This is a genomic window from Burkholderia sp. MSMB1835 (assembly GCF_001526365.1).
Classification (GTDB): domain Bacteria; phylum Pseudomonadota; class Gammaproteobacteria; order Burkholderiales; family Burkholderiaceae; genus Burkholderia.
The window spans coordinates 13,791-29,971 of the sequence record NZ_LOYP01000044.1 but is presented as its reverse complement, the minus strand read 5'-3'; the positions used below and the strand labels follow the sequence as shown (position 1 = coordinate 29,971).

Genomic DNA, 16,181 nt, shown 5'->3' with positions numbered 1-16,181 from the left:
CATTTCATTCGACCGTCGAAGCGCCCAAGCCGGGCGCCCGCACTTATACGTCGAACTTCACCCCCTGCGCCAACGGCAATTGCCGGCTGTAATTGATCGTATTCGTCGCGCGACGCATATAAGCCTTCCACGCATCCGAACCCGATTCGCGCCCGCCGCCCGTTTCCTTCTCGCCGCCGAACGCGCCGCCGATTTCCGCGCCGCTCGTACCGATGTTCACGTTGACGATCCCGCAGTCGCTGCCGGCCGCCGACATGAACTGCTCGGCTTCACGCATGTCGTTGGTAAAGATCGCCGACGACAGCCCCTGCGGTACCGCGTTATGCACGGCAATCGCGTCGTCGAAATCGTCGTAGACCATCACGTACAGAATCGGCGCGAACGTCTCGCGCTCGACCACCGCCGATTGCTTCGGCATCCGCACGATGGCCGGACGCACGTAGTACGCATCCGCGTGACCGACGTCCACGCGCTCGCCGCCCTTCACTTCGCCGCCCTGCTCGCGCGCATCGGCCAGCGCCTTCTGCATCGCGTCGAACGACGCACGATCGACGAGCGGGCCGACCAGCGTGCCTTCCTCGAGCGGATTGCCGACCTTCACCGACGCATACGCCTTCTCGATGCGCGGCAGCAGTTGCTCGACGAGGCTGCGATGCACGATCAGCCGGCGCAGCGTCGTGCAGCGCTGGCCCGCCGTGCCGACCGCCGCGAACGTGACCGCGCGCACGACGAGGTCGAGATCCGCGCTCGGCGCGACGATCATCCCGTTGTTGCCGCCGAGCTCGAGGATGCCGCGTGCGAGACGCTGGCTCAGCACCTTCGCGACTTCCTGGCCCATCCGCACGCTGCCCGTCGCGCTGACGACCGGCACCTTCTTCGACGCCGTCAGCACCTCGCCGACATCGCGCATGCCCAGCACCAGTTGGCTCAGCTCCGCCGGCGCGACGCCCGGATGCGTCTTCTCGAACTCGCGCAGCGCCTTCTGAAGCAGCACGTGGCAAGCGATCGCGGTGAGCGGCGTCTTCTCGGACGGCTTCCACACGACCGAATCGCCGCACACGAACGCGAGCGCCGCATTCCACGCCCACACCGCGACCGGGAAGTTGAACGCCGAGATCACGCCGCACACGCCGATCGGGTGCCACGTTTCCATCATCCGGTGGCCCGGACGCTCGGACGCGATCGTGAGGCCGTAAAGCTGGCGCGACAGGCCGACCGCGAAATCGCAGATGTCGATCATTTCCTGCACTTCGCCGAGGCCTTCCGACGTGATCTTGCCGGCTTCGAGCGTGACGAGGCGGCCGAGCTCGGCCTTGTGCTCGCGCAGCACGTTGCCGAACACGCGCACGAGCTCGCCGCGCACCGGCGCCGGCACCGTGCGCCACTTGAGGAATGCGTCGTGCGCGGCGTCGATCTTGCGCTCGGCGTCGGCGGGCGAATCGACGGCCAGCGTCGCGAGCGTCGCGCCGTCGAGCGGCGAACGCGCGGTCAGCGCGTTGCCTTTCCACTGGGCGAGATCGATGTCGAGCGCGGCAAGAATGTCGTTGAATTGCATCACTTCCTCTTCAGGGACAGATTGATCGGTGCGGCGGCAGCGCCGCCCGCGTGATTCGATTGGAGCGCGTTCGAGCGCCTTGTGCAAGCGGATGCGCCGCGCAACGGGCCCGGTGCGCCATCCGGCGCATCGCGCTGCGCCGTCGCCGGAAAGCCGGGCCGGACGGCGCGCCCCAGCCTCGCGAGGCACGATCCATGAAACGCATTGTCGATGGCCACAAGTCGGGCCGCTATTGATATTAACTCACGACTTCATTCCAAAAACGCAAGAAGTAAGCCGGCTCGCCAGGCCTGTTTCGGTACCGATATGGGACGTTTCCCAAGCCCGCAACCGGGCGCTCGGATGCGTCGCGGCACGACACAAGTTGATGATCATCTCGCATCACCCTGTTCGGAAATATCGTTTGCCGCCGATGCACCGGGCACACACAATCGGTGCGACGTCGAGGTGCAACGCACCCGGCGCGCCGCCGGCCGTCACCACGGCAGCCGGACGACCGACGAAGGCGACACGCACCACGGCCCGGCTCAGCGGGCCCGTCTCGCACCGCATCACCGCTACCCGGCCGCGGCCGGCCACGCGTCGCGCTTCGTCACCGAAAAACAATCCCGGAGACAGCGCCCAGCGCCCGCCATGCATTCAGATGCCCGCCCCGATTCGTCCCGCCCGTCCGGCTCGCCGCCCGCGAAGCCGTCCCTCCACCGCGCATTGCAGGCCCGCCATCTACGGATGATCGCGATCGGCGGCTCGATCGGCACGGGGCTGTTCGTCGCGTCTGGCGCGTCGATCTCGCAGGCCGGCCCCGGCGGCGCGATGCTCGCGTACATGGTGATCGGCCTGATGGTCTATTTCCTGATGACGAGCCTCGGCGAAATGGCCGCGTTCATGCCGGTGTCGGGCTCGTTCGCGACCTACGGCGCGAAGTTCGTCGACGAAGGCTTCGGCTTCGCGCTCGGCTGGAACTACTGGTACAGCTGGGCCGTGACGCTGGCGGTGGAGCTCGTCGCCGCGCAGCTCGTGATGAACTACTGGTTCCCGCACGTGCCGGGCGTCTGGTGGAGCGCGCTGTTCCTCACGCTGATCTTCGCGCTCAACGCGCTGTCGGTGCGCGGCTTCGGCGAAGCCGAATACTGGTTCGCGTTGGTCAAGGTGCTGACGGTGCTCGCGTTCGTCGGCGTCGGTCTGCTGATGATCTTCGGGATCATGCAGGGCGGCCCGAGCGCCGGCTGGGGCAACTTCACGATCGGCGACGCGCCGTTCGTCGGCGGCTGGGCGACGATGCTCGGCGTCGCGATGATCGCGGGCTTCTCGTTCCAGGGCACCGAAATGATCGGCATCGCGGCCGGCGAATCGGAAAACCCGCGCACGACGATTCCGCGCGCGGTGCGCCAGATCTTCTGGCGCATCCTGCTGTTCTACGTGTTCGCGATCTTCGTGATCGGCGTGCTGATTCCGTACACCGATCCGAGCCTGCTGAAGAGCGACGTGACCGACATCGGCGTGAGCCCGTTCACGCTGGTGTTCCGCCACGCGGGCCTCGCGTTCGCGGCCGGCGTGATGAACGCGGTGATCCTGACGGCCGTGCTGTCGGCCGGCAACTCGGGCATGTATGCGTCGACGCGGATGCTCTACAACCTCGCGGTCGAAGGGCGCGCGCCGAAACTGTTTGCGAAGCTGTCGCCCGGCGGCGTGCCGCGCAATGCGCTGTATGCGACCACCGCTGTCGGCGCGCTGTGCTTCCTCACGTCGCTGTACGGCGACAAGACCGTCTACCTGTGGCTGCTGAACACGTCGGGCATGGCCGGCTTCATCACGTGGCTCGGCATCGCGGTCAGCCACTACCGGTTCCGCAAGGGCTTCCTGAAGCAGGGCTACCGGCTCGACCAGTTGCCGTATCGGTCGAAGTGGTTCCCGTTCGGCCCGCTGTTCGCGTTCGCCCTGTGCGCGGTCGTCGCGCTCGGCCAGGACTACCACGCGTTCCTCGCCGACAAGATCGACTGGACGGGCGTCGCCGCGACCTACATCGGCCTGCCGTTCTTCCTCGCGATCTGGCTCGGCTACGCGCTGGTGCGGAAATGCCGGCTGGTGCGCTACGAGGACATGGAAATCGCGCCGTGGATCGACCGCAACGCGACGCCCGACGCCACCGAAAAGGCCGATGCCGGCTACCCGGCCTACGTCGCCCGGCCGGTCAACCCGACGCCGGGCGCCTGACGCCCGGCAACGCGCCGGCGACCGCCCGACCTCGGCGGCCGCTGCGCTGAAAACCCCATTCGACGCGGCGCGCGCGTTCAGGCAAGATCGACGCGCGCCGTCCGTTTTTCCGCCGTCACGAATCACCGAAAACGCATGCAGAACTTCTACGAAGCCACCGTTACCCGCCAGCCCTACCCGCAATTGACCGGCCCGATCGATACGCAGGTCTGCATCGTCGGCGGCGGCCTCGCCGGCCTGTGCACGGCGCTCGGCCTCGTCGAGCGCGGCGTGCGCGACGTCGTCGTGCTCGACAGCGAACGGGTCGGCTTCGGCGCGTCGGGCCGCAACGGCGGCTTCGTGTTCGGCGGCTACAGCCTCGACAACGCCGACCTGCTGCGCACGCTCGGCCGCGACGAAGGGCGCCGGCTGTACCGGCTCACCGTCGACGCGGTCGACCTGATCCGTGCGCGCATCGCCCGCTACGGGATCGACTGCGACATCGTCGACGAGGGCGTGATGCTCGCGAACTGGTTCGACGATCCGTCGCGGCTCGACGGTGTGCGCACGCTGATGAAAAACGAACTCGGCGTCGAGTGGGAACCCGTCCCGACCGGCGCGCTGCGCGAGCGGCTGAAGACGCAGCGCTATTACGGCGGCCTGTTCGAGCCGAACGCGTTCCACTTTCACCCGCTCAAGTACGTGCTCGGCGTCGCGGCGGCCGCGTCGCGCGGCGGTGCGCGCGTGTACGAGCGTTCGGCCGCGCTGGGCATCGCGCGCGACGGCGCCGGGTACGTCGTGCGCACGGCGCAGGGCGCGGTGCGCGCAAAGGACGTCGTGTTCGCCGGCGGCGGCTACGCGCGCGGCGTGTCGCCGCGCATCGAGCGCGCGGTGCTGCCGATCGCGACCTACGTGATCGCGACCGAACCGCTCGGCACGCGCCTGCCCGACGCGATCGACGCGCCGTACGCGATCTACGACACGCGTTTCGCGTTCGACTACTACCGTCCGCTGAAGGACACGCGGATCCTGTGGGGCGGCCGGATCTCCGTGCTCGACCGCGGCCCCGACGCGATCGCGCGCCTGCTGCGGCGCGACCTGCTGCGCGTGTATCCGCAACTGGACGGCGTGAAGGTCGACTATGCATGGGGCGGGTTGATGAGCTACGCACGGCACAAGATGCCGCAGATCGGCCGCGACGCGGACGGCGTGTGGCACGCGATCGCTTTCGGCGGCCACGGGATGGCGCCGACCACGGTGGCCGGCGAGACGCTCGCCGCCGCGCTGGCCGAAGGCCGGCCGGTGCCGGACGGCTTCGCCGCGTTCGGGCTCACGCGCACGTTCGGCCTGGCCGGCCTCGCCGCCGCGCAACTCACGTATACGGCGTACCAGGCCCGCGATGCGCTCGCCTCCTGCCGCCGCTGAGCGCCCGCGACGGCCTTGCCGATTAGAGCGGAAGGTCGGCCGGGCGGCCATTTCCCACATGCTAGAATGCCTTTTCCAAGCCGCCGCGAACCACAACAAAGTCACATGAAAGCAGGAAGCAAGGCCGCCACGTCCGACACCCGCGCGCTTGCGTCCGATGCGCGGCGTAAATACGATCCCGAGCAAACCAAGCGCAACATCCTCGATGTCGCCACGCAGGAATTCTCCGCGATGGGCCTCGCCGGTGCGCGCGTCGACGCGATCGCGGAGCGGACGAACACGACGAAGCGGATGCTCTACTACTACTTCGAAAGCAAGGAAGGCCTGTACGAGGCCGTGCTGGAGAAGGTGTACGGCGACATCCGCGCACTCGAGCAGGAACTGCACGTCGGCGACATGGAGCCGCGCGAAGGCATGCGCCGTCTCGTCGAGTTCACGTTCGACTATCACGACAAGCATCGCGATTTCGTCCGTCTCGTGTCGATCGAGAACATCCACGGCGCGAAATATGTCGAACAGCTCAAGTCGTTCAAGAACCGCAACGTCAGCATCATCAAGACGCTCGAGGAACTGCTCGAGCGCGGCGCGGCCAGCGGCGCGTTCCGCAAGGACATCGACGCGTTCGACCTGCACCTGCTGATCAGCTCGTTCTGCTTCCATCGCGTGTCGAACCGCTACACGTTCGGCGCCGCGTTCGGCCGCGATCCGTCGGCGCCGCGCCTGCGCGCGCGGCATCGCGACACGATCGCCGACGCGGTGCTCCGCTACGTCGCCGCGTAAGCGGCGCCGGCAGCCGGCCGGGGCGCGCCCCGGCCGCAGCCCCTGGCCCTGCAACGTTTCAGCGCATCAGTCCGTCGGCGCGGTCGACGCCAGCGCGATCCGCGCCTTCTGTTCGGGGCTGCCCGCCACGTAATACTTCTTCGCCCAGCTCGAATCGGGCGCGAGCGCGAGCCGCGCATGCGCGCCCGTACCCCGCTGCTTCGCATTGATCGCCAATGCGCGTGCGCGGTAGTGCTCGTAAAGCCGCAGGAATTCCGCGAGATAGATCGCCGCGATCCGCTTGTCGCGGATCTCGAGCAGGTTCTCGTCGTTGTACTGCTCGGAATTGCGGCTCATGTTCGCCGAGCCCGTATAGACGACCGGATTCGCGCCTTCCGCATCGATCACGATGAACTTGTGATGGATCACGACGGGCGGAAAGGCCGGCGCCGGCTCGCCCGGGAAGAGCCGCAGCTCCGGCTCGAAGCCTTGCGGCACCGTTGCCGGCGAAAAATACGACGCGTCGATCACGTCATGGTTGTCGCGGCTGCGGTGGTACAGCTCGAGGTTCGCGAGCGTCGCCGCATCGAGCGGCTGGCCGCCCTGCTGCGCGGCATCGGCCTTCGTCGCGCCGCCCGCGTTGATCCGGTTCACGAGGCCGAACATCATCAACCCGCGGTCGCCGGCCGCGAAACACGCATCGCGCAGCGCCGCGTCGGTCGGCATGAACAGGCAGAACGACACCGAATGCTTCGCGGCCGCGATCGCGGCGACGATCGTATCGATCTCGGTACGCTGCCCCGACGGCTCCGGCGAGTAGGCGACGCGTACCTGCGCGCTGCCGATCGTCATCGGCGCCGACCAGCCCGGCGACAGCCGCGCGGTCTCCGCAATCGACGGATTCCCGGCCAGCGCGTGGGCGCGCTCGTTGTACAGCGCGGCGAGCGCGGGCGAATCGAACGCGTGCAGCACGTTGGCCTGCTCGGTCAGCCCCTCGGTCGTGAAGTTCGCGGAACCGGTCAGCACGCGCGCGGGCGCCGCGCTGGACGGCGCATCGGTCACGATGAACTTGTCGTGCATGATGTGCGTCCGGTCGCGCGGCGCGAGCGTCGCAAGGCCCTGCAGCGCATCGACGGCCGGCTGGTTCGGCGACGGCAGCGGCGGCTTGCCCTTGCGCGCCGTCGTATGCGCGTCGTAGACGATCGCGAGCGACGCTTCGCCGTGCCGGCGGCCGAACGCCTCGAACGCGGGCAGCGCCCACAGCGTGTCGGTCAGGTGATAGACGGCCGATACCGCGCGCGACGCTGGATCGAGCATCTCCGCGAACACCTGTTCCATGTCGTTCGCGAGCCACGTGCGCAGCTTCAGCGCCTGCGCGGCGCTCGGCGCCTCGTTCGGCGCGAGGCCCAGCGCCGCGACCTGCTTCGCGAACGCCTGCGAGCTGACCACCGCGCGGTTGAACCACGTGCCGATGCCGTCCTCGATGTGCGCGGGCAGCACGACGTCGCACACGCCGGCTTGCGCGTCGAGCACCTGCAGGTTCGCCGGCGTGCCGACGACCGGATAGACGTCGTAGCGGAACGACGCACCGCGGTCCTGCGGATCGATGCGCGCGTCCCACCACATGAATTTCTGAATCGGCGCCTGATCGGTCGGCGCATCGCCCTGCGTGTCGGCGGCCGGGCCGTCGAACGTCAGGCGATTGGGCAGCCAGCTGTCCGGCGCACGCGTCTTGCCGTCGGCCGACCAGAAGCCGGGCGTGCGCCGGATCGCGAAGCCGAGGAAATCGGACCGCGACGCCGCATCGGGCCAGTCGAAAGCCAGCAGGACCAGGGTGGGGGAAAGATAGCTGCGCACGCTGACGGTCATTCGTTGCTCCCTGGCCCGGCGGCCGGTCGAGATGAATGGGTCAGTCTTGACGACGGTTCTTCCCGGACGATGACCGTTCGATGAACCTTGTATGTCGGACGCGCGTCAGTCGCACACGAGCAGCTCGATCCCGCGCGCCGTCAGCGCGCGCCGCACGGCCTTGTCGGGCGCGCGCTCGGTCACCAGATAGCGGGCGGCGGCCGCGCCGTTGATCCGCACCGGCGTCACGCGGCCGAATTTCGAATGGTCGGCGACGATGATCGCCGTGCCCGCCGCCGCGATCATCCGGCTGCGCACTTCGGCCGCGAGCCGGGAGTAGTCGGTGCACTCGCCGTCGGGCGTGATGCCGCCGGCGCCGACGAACGCGAAATCGACGTGGTATTGCGCGAGCTGGTGGATCGTGTCGAGACCGAACGTGGCATCCTCGTCGTCGGACAGCTCGCCGCCGAGCAGCGTCACGCGGTTGCCGTTGCGCCGCGCGAGCACGAACGCGGTGCGCCAGTCGTTCGTGTAGATCGACAGCCGGTGCCGGTCGGCGAGCGCCAGCGCGACCGCATGCGGCGTGCTGCCCGAATCGATCAGCACCGAGGCATCGTCGGGCACGAATTCGGCCGCGCGCCGCCCGATCGTGCGCTTCGCGTCGGCGTTCGCGGCTTCGCGCTCGGACAGGCTCGGCTCGCGGCGATCCGCGGCCAGCGCGCCGCCATGCGTCATCACGAGCAGGCCGCGCGCGGCCAGCGCGTTCAGGTCGCGCCGCACGGTTTCGCGCGAGACGTCGAGCGAGCGCACGAGTTCCGCGACCGACAACGCGCCCGACCGTCCGAGCTCCGACAGAATGTATTGATGACGTTGTTCCGCCAGCATCGCGTGTACGCCCGAGGCGACTGGTAATGGGTAAGCCGGCCATTGTATTACGGACGTTTGACGACCATTTGACCGCGCCGGGAAACGCGGCCGGGCGGCGGCCCGGCGCGTTTCCCGAAAGCGAAATTCTGTATTGCCGGGCGCGCGCGAATCCGCGCGGCGCCGGTTGCTACACTTTGCGCTTCGCCGAACGAACGACCGACAAAGGGGCTCGCGCCATGTATCGCAAAGGCAGTGTGATCGAAATCCAGTTCCCGCCGGAACGCCTCAACGACGCGGCAGGCGATCCGTACTGGATCGACCTGACGCTCGACGAAGCGCGCCGGCTCTACGAACAGCTCGCCGCGCGCTTCGCGACCGACGCGCGCGCCAACCAGCCGCTCGACACGTTCTCGATCGACTGACCGTCGCCGCGGCGCGCCCCGTCCGCGCCGCGCCGTGCGGCGGGCGCTCGTCCCCGCCGCCCCGCACACCGGCGCGATGACCGCCGGCACGATTGCACGCCGCGCGGCACGAGTGCAGGATTCGACAAGACGCCGGCGCCGCTTCGACCGATACTGGCCGACTTTCCGGTTCCGTCCGGCCGCCTCGCGGCCCGTCATGCATGCTTACCTCGATCGTCGCCGCCGCTTTCGTCGCGCTCTGGTCCACCGGCTTCATCGTTGCCCGGGCGATCAAGCCTTACGCCGATCCGAACCTGTTCCTGCTCGCGCGCTTCGCGGGCACGGCCGCGCTGTTCGGCGTGGTGGCGCTCGTCGCGCGCGCGCCGTGGCCGGCCCGCCGCGAATGGCCGCGCCACCTGATCGCCGGGGCGCTGCTGCAAGGCGTCTATCTCGGTGCGAGCTACTGGGCCGTCGCGCAGGGGCTGAATGCGGGCGTGATGGCGCTGCTCGGCGCGCTGCAGCCGCTTGCCACCGCCGTGCTCGCGGTCCCGCTGTTCAACGAACGCCTGCCCGCACGCGGCTGGCTCGGGATGGCGCTCGGGCTGGCCGGCGTCGCGCTCGTGCTCGCGCCGAAAGTCACGGGCGGCGTCGCGCCGCCGCCGGGCGCGGCGCCCGCGTGGCTCGTCGTCACCGTGTCGGTTCTGGCGGTCGGCTCGATCACCGCCGGCTCGCTGTACCAGAAAGGCAAGCTCGCGCAGAGCGATCTGCGCACGGCGGTCGCCGTGCAGAACTTCGGCGCGGCGATCGTCGCGGCCGTCTTCGTCGTGCTGCTCCACGAAACCCGCTGGATCGGCGCGCCGGCGCTGTGGATATCGCTCGTGTGGGGCGTCGTGTTCCTGTCCGGCGGCGCGGTCACGATGCTGATGTGGATGCTGCGGCGCGGCAATGCGGCGCGCGCGACGTCGCTGCTGTTTCTCGCGCCGCCGCTGGCCGCGCTGCAGGGTTACGGGCTGTTCGGCGAAACGCTCGCGACGATCCAGCTCGCCGGCTTCGCGCTCGCGCTGGTGGGCGTCGTGCTCGCGCGGCGCTGACCTGGCCATCGGGCTCCCGCCCGGATGCCCTTCGCGCCGCATCCTGCACCCGCCCGGCGCACCGCGCACCACGGCGATGCGGCGCGTCTCGCCGAAGCAACGCGAAACCGCCGGATCGCAGGCCCGGCGCGGCGACACGCCGCGATTGCGCTTATGATGTGCGCCTTGCATTTCGTTCCGGAACTTCACTCATGACATCCGCCGATTACGCCAGCCGCCAACGCGCGATCATCGCCGAACTGAACGTCGCCCCGCACTTCGACGCCGAAGCCGAAATCGATCGCCGCGTCGATTTCCTCGCGCAGTACCTTCGTTCGACCGGCCTGCGGGCCTACGTGCTCGGCATCAGCGGCGGCGTGGATTCGTCGACGGCCGGCCGGCTTGCGCAACTGTCGGTCGAGCGCCTGCGCGCCGAAGGCTACGATGCGCGCTTCATCGCGATGCGCTTGCCGAACGGCGTGCAAAACGACGAAGACGATGCGCAGCGCGCGCTCGCGTTCGTGCGCGCGGACGAGGTATTGACGGTCGACGTGAAGCCGGCCGCCGATGCGATGCTCCGTTCGCTGGTCGCGTCCGGCCACGCGTTCGAAACCCCCGCGCAGCAGGATTTCGTGCACGGCAACATCAAGGCGCGCGAGCGCATGATCGCGCAGTACGCGGTGGCCGGCGCGCGGCGCGGCATCGTGATCGGCACCGACCACGCGGCCGAATCGCTGATGGGTTTCTTCACGAAGTTCGGCGACGGCGGCGCGGACATCCTGCCGCTCGCGGGCCTGAGCAAGCGTCGCGTGCGCGGGGTGGCGCGCGCGCTCGGCGGCGACGAGCTGATCGTGATGAAGGTGCCGACGGCCGACCTCGAGGAGCTGCGCCCGCTGCGCCCCGACGAGCACGCGTATGGCGTGACCTACGACGAGATCGACGATTTCCTCGAAGGCAAGCCGGTCGCCGACCGCGTCTACGAAACGGTGCTGCGCTTCTACGACGGCTCGCGCCACAAGCGCGCACTGCCGTACACGATGTTCGACTGGCCGACCGCGCAACCCGGCCACTGCGGCTGATCAACGGCGCGGCGCCACTGCGCCGTGCCGCGCAAACCCGAACGGTTCCGCGCGGCACGGGCGCGACCGGCAGCGCTACGCGTTGCCGCCCGTCTTCTTCGCCTGCAGCGCACGAATCCGCATCCGCGCGCCCGTATCGCTGACCGTCGCGTCGTACATCGTCGCGAGATCGCGTTTGAGCGCGGTGCGCGAGCCGCCGTCGAGATACACCATGTGCCCCGACGGATAGAACCGCGCGGACAGGTTCTGCCGCACCTTCTGGTCCTCCAGCGGCATCTGCTGCAGATCGATCACGGTCTGGTAGAACGGCGTGACGAAGTCGTAGAGGCCGTTCGCCGACAGCACCTTCAGGTCGACGTTCAGCGCCATCACCGCGGCGAGGTCGCCGGCCGTGTAGAGGATCACGTTCCCCTTCGCGTCGATGCCCTGCTGCGCGCCGGTCGGGTCGATGTGGCTGAAGTCCCAGTTCCGGAACGCCTGGTCGTTCAGATCCGTGAACGCGGAATTCGACGTGAACTTCAACTGCTCGTTCAGGTAGCTGTTCCACATCGCCGTATAGACGCCCGTCACGGCCGTCATCGTCGGATCGTTGCCGCCCGAATTCGGGTCGATCTTGCCGGCGATGCCCGACGAGATCCCGGTCACGCGACCGTCGTACGAACCGAGCGCGAGCCCCTGCGCATGCAGCAGCGTCGTCAGGAACAGCGAGTTGCCGCGCGTGTCGTAGCCCGCGATATCGAGGCCCCACGATTGCAGCGTCGCCGTATCGATGCCCGTGTATTGCGACAGTTTCTGCACGGTGGCCGGGTTCGCGTGCGGCGCCGCGCGCAGCGCGGCCAGGTAGTCGGTGCGCGCGAACTGCGCGACTTCCTCGACGAACGCGCCGAGATCGCTCGGCGGCGGCGTGATGCCGAGTTTCTTGTGATACCACGCGTCGGCCGCGGCGGTCGGCAGCGCGCCGACCGGGTTGCCGGCCTGCCGGTAATCGAGGATCGACGATTGCAGCGTGACGCCGTTCAGGTCGACGCCGTCCTCGTGCAGCTTGTACGCGAGCACGCAGCTGCGCGCGGTGCCGTACGATTCGCCGAACAGGTATTTCGGCGAGTTCCAGCGATTGTTCTTCGTCAGGTAGCGCTTGATGAACTGCTTCAGCGAATCCGCATCCTGGTCGACGCCCCAGAAATCGCGATTCTTGTGCGGCGCGACGGCCGCCGAATAGCCGGTGCCGACCGGGTTGATGAACACCAGGTCGCTATGGTCGATCATGCTGTCCGGGTTGTCCTCGATCTGGTACGGCGCGGGCGGCGTGAAACCCGGCATCGACGTCTTGATGCGCTTCGGCGCGAACGAGCCGAGCAACACGAACACCGACGACGAACCGGGCCCGCCGTTATAGAAGAACGTCACGGGCCGCGTTTCTTCCTTCGCGCCGTCGGCCGTGAACGCGACGTAGAAGATCTTCGCGGCCGGCTGCGAACTGCTCGGATCGACCGTCACGAGATGGCCGACCGTCGCCGTGTACGCGATGCGCTTGCCGTCGATCAGGATCGTGTGGTGCGTGATCGCGGCCGCCTCGGTCGTGTCGGTCACCGAGTCGTCCGGGCCGTTGCCGTATGCGACCGGATCGAAGAACGGCTGGTCGCGGCCGTGGCTCAGCGCGACCGGGTTGATGGTCGGCGGCACGCCATGCGAATTGTGGTCGCCGTGATGCAGCGGATACACGCCGCCGGAAGATGCGGAATCGATGCCCATCGTGCTGCTCCTGGAGGTGAAAAAAGACGCGGGCAGACCACCCGCGTCGAACCGAAAGACCTGCGCCGGCGCGTCAGCTCGACGGCTTGCGCGCGAGGATCGCGGCGAGCTGCGCGCCGTTCGGGCTGCCGAGGCCCGTGCACGCGTCCCAGCCCGACGCGGCCGCATACGTGCCGTTCGATCCTTTCGTGATGTCGCGCAGCGCGCCCGGGTTCTTGTACAGCGTCGGATTGATCCAGCCGGCCGATGCGCCGGCCGCCGCGTTGATTCGTGCGATCAGCGCGGCCCACAACGGCGCGACCGCGCTCGTGCCGCCCATCACCGCCGGGGTGCCGGCGATCGACACCTCGTAGCCCGTCTGCGGCGACGCGTCGCCGGCCACGTCCGGCACGCCGCGCTTGGCAAGCGGCGTGCTGCTGCCGTCGGCGTGCGCAACCGAGAGCCCCTGCTGCCATGCCGGCAGGTCGAACAGCGAACTGACGCCGCCGCCGCCCGCACCGCCGCCGGACGCCTCGTCGTTCCACGCGACTTCGCTGCGAATGCCCTGCCCGGGCAGCGCGTCGAGCTGCGTGCCGCCGCAGCCGAGCACGTACGGGCTCGACGCGGGGAAATCGACGTGATCGGCGCCATCCTGCAGCCCGTCGCCCGAGCCGCTGTCGCCCGACGCCGCACAGACGGTGATACCCTGCGCGGCGGCCGCCTGCAGCACGCGGTTGAACGCGTGTGCCGACTGCGCCTGCCAGATCGCTTCCGGGCCGCCCCAACTGATCGAGATCACGGAAGGCCGGTTGGTCTTGTCGGTGACGGCCGCGTTGACGGCCTGGATGAAGCCCGCGTCGCTGTTCGGCGCGAAGTACACCGCGAGCTTCGCGGCCGGTGCGATCGCGCCGGCGATTTCGATGTCGAGCGCGACTTCGCCGTCCGGGCCGTTCGGCTCGCCGGTCGGCGCGTTGCGGCCGGTGCCGACGTTCACGTCGACGAGCGTCGGCGGCGTCGCGATCCCGAGCCCGCGGAAATACTGCTGGATGTCGGCCGCGCGATAGCCGCCGCCAAGCTCGACGATCGCGATGCATTGTCCGGCGCCGTCGCCGGCCGGGAAGTCGTACAGCGACGCAAGCTGGATCGGCGTGAACGTGACGGCCGCCGCGCCGCGCGCCGGCCTGAACGGCGGGCGGATCCGAAAGTGCGGCCGCGCCTGCGGACGGCTGTCGAGACCGAGCACGGCCGTCACCGCATCGCCGAGCTCGTCGGGCAGCGCGATCGGGCCCGACCGGCCGCGATACTGACCGATCGCCCGATGCTCGAAGCGCTCGAGCTTCACGCTGAACGCGGTTTCGAACTGCCGGATCGTGCCGGACAACACGACGACGCTTTCGACCGGGTCGACGCGATCGACCGTCAGTTGATGACGATGCGCGAATTCCTCGGTCTTGCGGATATCGTCGGGATTGGCGGAGAAACGCTGCGCGAATGCATCGCGCGACAGCGGTTTTGCGTGCGCGTCGCCGGTGGCGAGCTGGTGAACCAATGCATCGAGTTGCCCTTCTTCCTGCCGCCGCAACATGATCGTGACGTGGATGCGTTCTGCCGGATCGCACTGGCCGAGACACTTGGACTCGGCGACGATGCGGGGTTCACGGTCGGCTTGAAGATGCCTTGCCATGTTCAGACCCTCCTTGGTACCGCGTTGCACGGAACAGCCAGGAAATCGGACATAGCCTGCGGAAGACGGTTCCGTTCGGTCAGTCGGTTTGCGACGGCGCGTGGGCGACGGCGCGTTCGCGATCGCGCGAAGCTAGAGGAAGTTTAGAACAGTCAGACGATTTGCGCGCACGCCCTTCTGCGGCAACGCGCACGAGCGCGGGCCGGCATCGCGCGCGGCCGGCGTCGATCGTCGCATGGCCGCCGCCACGTCGGTCGACCTGCGCGGCGGCCATGCGGCGAGGCCACGCTCAGTCCATCGACAGCCGCAGTGCGAAACCGATCAACGCCGCGGAAAAGGTCCAGCGCTGCACCGTCTGCGCCAGCGGATGCGCGCGCATCCATGCCGCGATGCGCGACGCGCCGAACACGCATGCGAGGTCGAAGCACACGCCGGCCGCCACCAGCAATGCGCCGAGCTCGAACATCTGCCAGACGACCGGCCCGGTCTCGGGCCGCACGAACTGCGGCAGCAGCACCGAGCAGAACAGCAGCGCCTTCGGATTCAGCAGGTTGGTCAGCAGCCCCTTCACGAACGACTGCCGCAGTTCGCCCGCCGCCGCATCGCCATCGCCGAGCGCGAACACCGGCGAGCGGAACACCTGGATCGCGACATACGCGAGATAGAGCGCGCCGCCGTAGCGGATCACCTCGTACAGCCACGGCGCGCTGCGGATCAGCGCCGCGACGCCGCACGCCGACAGCGTCACGTGCGCCGTGCGCGCGAGCGACAGGCCGGCCGCCGCCGCCATCCCCGGCCGCACGCCGCGGCCGATGCTGGTCTGCAGCACGAGCGCCATGTCGGGCCCCGGCACCGCATAAATGGCCGCCAGCGCGGCAAGATAAATCAACAGCAAATGCGTGGAAATCATGGTCTGCCCCGTCCTCCAATGACGATATGTTGCCGTTGAAGGACGAGGGATTATTGGCCATTTTTGGCGAAGGATTGGCGATCGGTAGGGGAATCCGCCACAATCCAGGGATCGAAACAAGGTTTCCGCCAATATGATCGACCTCGACAAAACCGACCGCGCGATCCTCGCTGCGGTGCAACGTGACGGCCGCCTGCCGATCGCGCGGCTCGCCGAATCCGTCGGGCTGTCCGAGACGCCTTGCGCTCGTCGCCTGAAACGCCTCGAAACCGACGGCTACATCGAACGCTACCGCGCGCAGCTGTCGCGCCAGGCGCTCGGCTTCGGCGTGGTCGCGTTCGTGCTCGTGCGGTTCGCGACGCACGACCGCAAGGTCGCCGACCGGTTCGAACGGGAAGTGCTCGGCATCGAGCGGATCCTGGCCTGCCACAACGTCGCGGGCACGGCCGACTACCTGCTGCAGGTGGTCGCGCGCGACCTCGACGACTACGGCACGTTCCTGCGCGATTCGCTGCGGATGCTGCCGGGCGTGACGTCGATCGAATCGGCGCTGTCGCTGCGCGAGGTGAAGCACGACGCGGGGTTGCCGGTGCCATGATGCGCGCCGCAGCGGCGGCCTGCCCCGCTGTAACGCTCGCTCACAGTGTCGACGCCGCCGC

13 protein-coding genes are annotated in these 16,181 nt (G+C 68.6%); 7 read left to right on the top strand and 6 right to left on the bottom strand.

The genetic code is table 11. The features are described from left to right. Positions 1–43 precede the first annotated feature (43 nt). Entirely contained in the window at positions 44–1,555 is a 1,512-nt protein-coding gene (gene amaB, locus WS96_RS19880) for an L-piperidine-6-carboxylate dehydrogenase (protein ID WP_059834774.1), read from the bottom strand. Between the two features lie 633 nt (positions 1,556–2,188). On the opposite strand from amaB, the gene WS96_RS19875 reads away from it, so the two are divergent. From WS96_RS19875 to WS96_RS19865, 3 genes are all read left to right on the top strand, one after another. Then, positions 2,189–3,769 carry an amino acid permease gene (locus WS96_RS19875; RefSeq protein WP_059834772.1) on the top strand — a complete coding sequence of 527 codons (1,581 nt, stop codon included), beginning with the start codon at positions 2,189–2,191 and terminating at the stop codon, positions 3,767–3,769. A gap of 135 nt (positions 3,770–3,904) precedes the next feature. Next, positions 3,905–5,173, top strand: coding sequence for an NAD(P)/FAD-dependent oxidoreductase (locus WS96_RS19870; protein WP_059834770.1), 1,269 nt, complete (start codon positions 3,905–3,907; stop codon positions 5,171–5,173). Positions 5,174–5,278: 105 nt separating this feature from the next. Beyond that, the gene (locus WS96_RS19865; protein ID WP_034204121.1) at positions 5,279–5,953 is read left to right on the top strand and encodes a TetR family transcriptional regulator; all 675 of its coding nucleotides are present in this window, start codon (positions 5,279–5,281) and stop codon (positions 5,951–5,953) included. Positions 5,954–6,019: 66 nt separating this feature from the next. Here WS96_RS19865 and WS96_RS19860 read toward each other — a convergent pair whose 3' ends face one another. Then, positions 6,020–7,801 carry a phospholipase D-like domain-containing protein gene (locus tag WS96_RS19860; RefSeq protein ID WP_059834769.1) on the bottom strand — a complete coding sequence of 594 codons (1,782 nt, stop codon included), beginning with the start codon at positions 7,799–7,801 and terminating at the stop codon, positions 6,020–6,022. A gap of 105 nt (positions 7,802–7,906) precedes the next feature. Continuing rightward, on the bottom strand, positions 7,907–8,665 hold the full coding sequence (locus tag WS96_RS19855) for a DeoR/GlpR family DNA-binding transcription regulator (protein WP_006491117.1): 759 nt from the start codon (positions 8,663–8,665) through the stop codon (positions 7,907–7,909). A 218-nt stretch (positions 8,666–8,883) separates the two neighbouring features. On the opposite strand from WS96_RS19855, the gene WS96_RS19850 reads away from it, so the two are divergent. The 3 genes from WS96_RS19850 to nadE all read left to right on the top strand — a co-directional run bounded on the left by WS96_RS19850 (position 8,884) and on the right by nadE (position 11,197). Beyond that, positions 8,884–9,069, top strand: a complete 186-nt coding sequence (locus WS96_RS19850; RefSeq protein WP_006480515.1) for a hypothetical protein — start codon at positions 8,884–8,886, stop codon at positions 9,067–9,069. 200 nt (positions 9,070–9,269) lie between these two features. Further along, positions 9,270–10,139, top strand: a complete 870-nt coding sequence (locus tag WS96_RS19845; protein WP_059834767.1) for a DMT family transporter — start codon at positions 9,270–9,272, stop codon at positions 10,137–10,139. A 191-nt stretch (positions 10,140–10,330) separates the two neighbouring features. Next, positions 10,331–11,197 carry an ammonia-dependent NAD(+) synthetase gene (gene nadE / locus WS96_RS19840; RefSeq protein WP_059834765.1) on the top strand — a complete coding sequence of 289 codons (867 nt, stop codon included), beginning with the start codon at positions 10,331–10,333 and terminating at the stop codon, positions 11,195–11,197. 75 nt (positions 11,198–11,272) lie between these two features. On the opposite strand, the gene WS96_RS19835 is transcribed toward nadE, so the two are convergent. The 3 genes from WS96_RS19835 to WS96_RS19825 all read right to left on the bottom strand — a co-directional run bounded on the left by WS96_RS19835 (position 11,273) and on the right by WS96_RS19825 (position 15,522). Then, positions 11,273–12,949: a S10 family peptidase gene (locus tag WS96_RS19835; protein WP_059834763.1), complete on the bottom strand. Its 1,677-nt coding sequence runs from the start codon at positions 12,947–12,949 to the stop codon at positions 11,273–11,275. 73 nt (positions 12,950–13,022) lie between these two features. Then, positions 13,023–14,612, bottom strand: a complete 1,590-nt coding sequence (locus tag WS96_RS19830) for a S53 family peptidase (protein WP_059834761.1) — start codon at positions 14,610–14,612, stop codon at positions 13,023–13,025. Between the two features lie 289 nt (positions 14,613–14,901). Further along, positions 14,902–15,522: a LysE family translocator gene (locus WS96_RS19825; RefSeq protein ID WP_034204115.1), complete on the bottom strand. Its 621-nt coding sequence runs from the start codon at positions 15,520–15,522 to the stop codon at positions 14,902–14,904. A gap of 133 nt (positions 15,523–15,655) precedes the next feature. Between WS96_RS19825 and WS96_RS19820 the strand changes: the two genes are divergently transcribed. Beyond that, positions 15,656–16,120: an Lrp/AsnC family transcriptional regulator gene (locus WS96_RS19820; RefSeq protein WP_059500532.1), complete on the top strand. Its 465-nt coding sequence runs from the start codon at positions 15,656–15,658 to the stop codon at positions 16,118–16,120. The last annotated feature ends 61 nt before the right edge of the window (positions 16,121–16,181 follow it).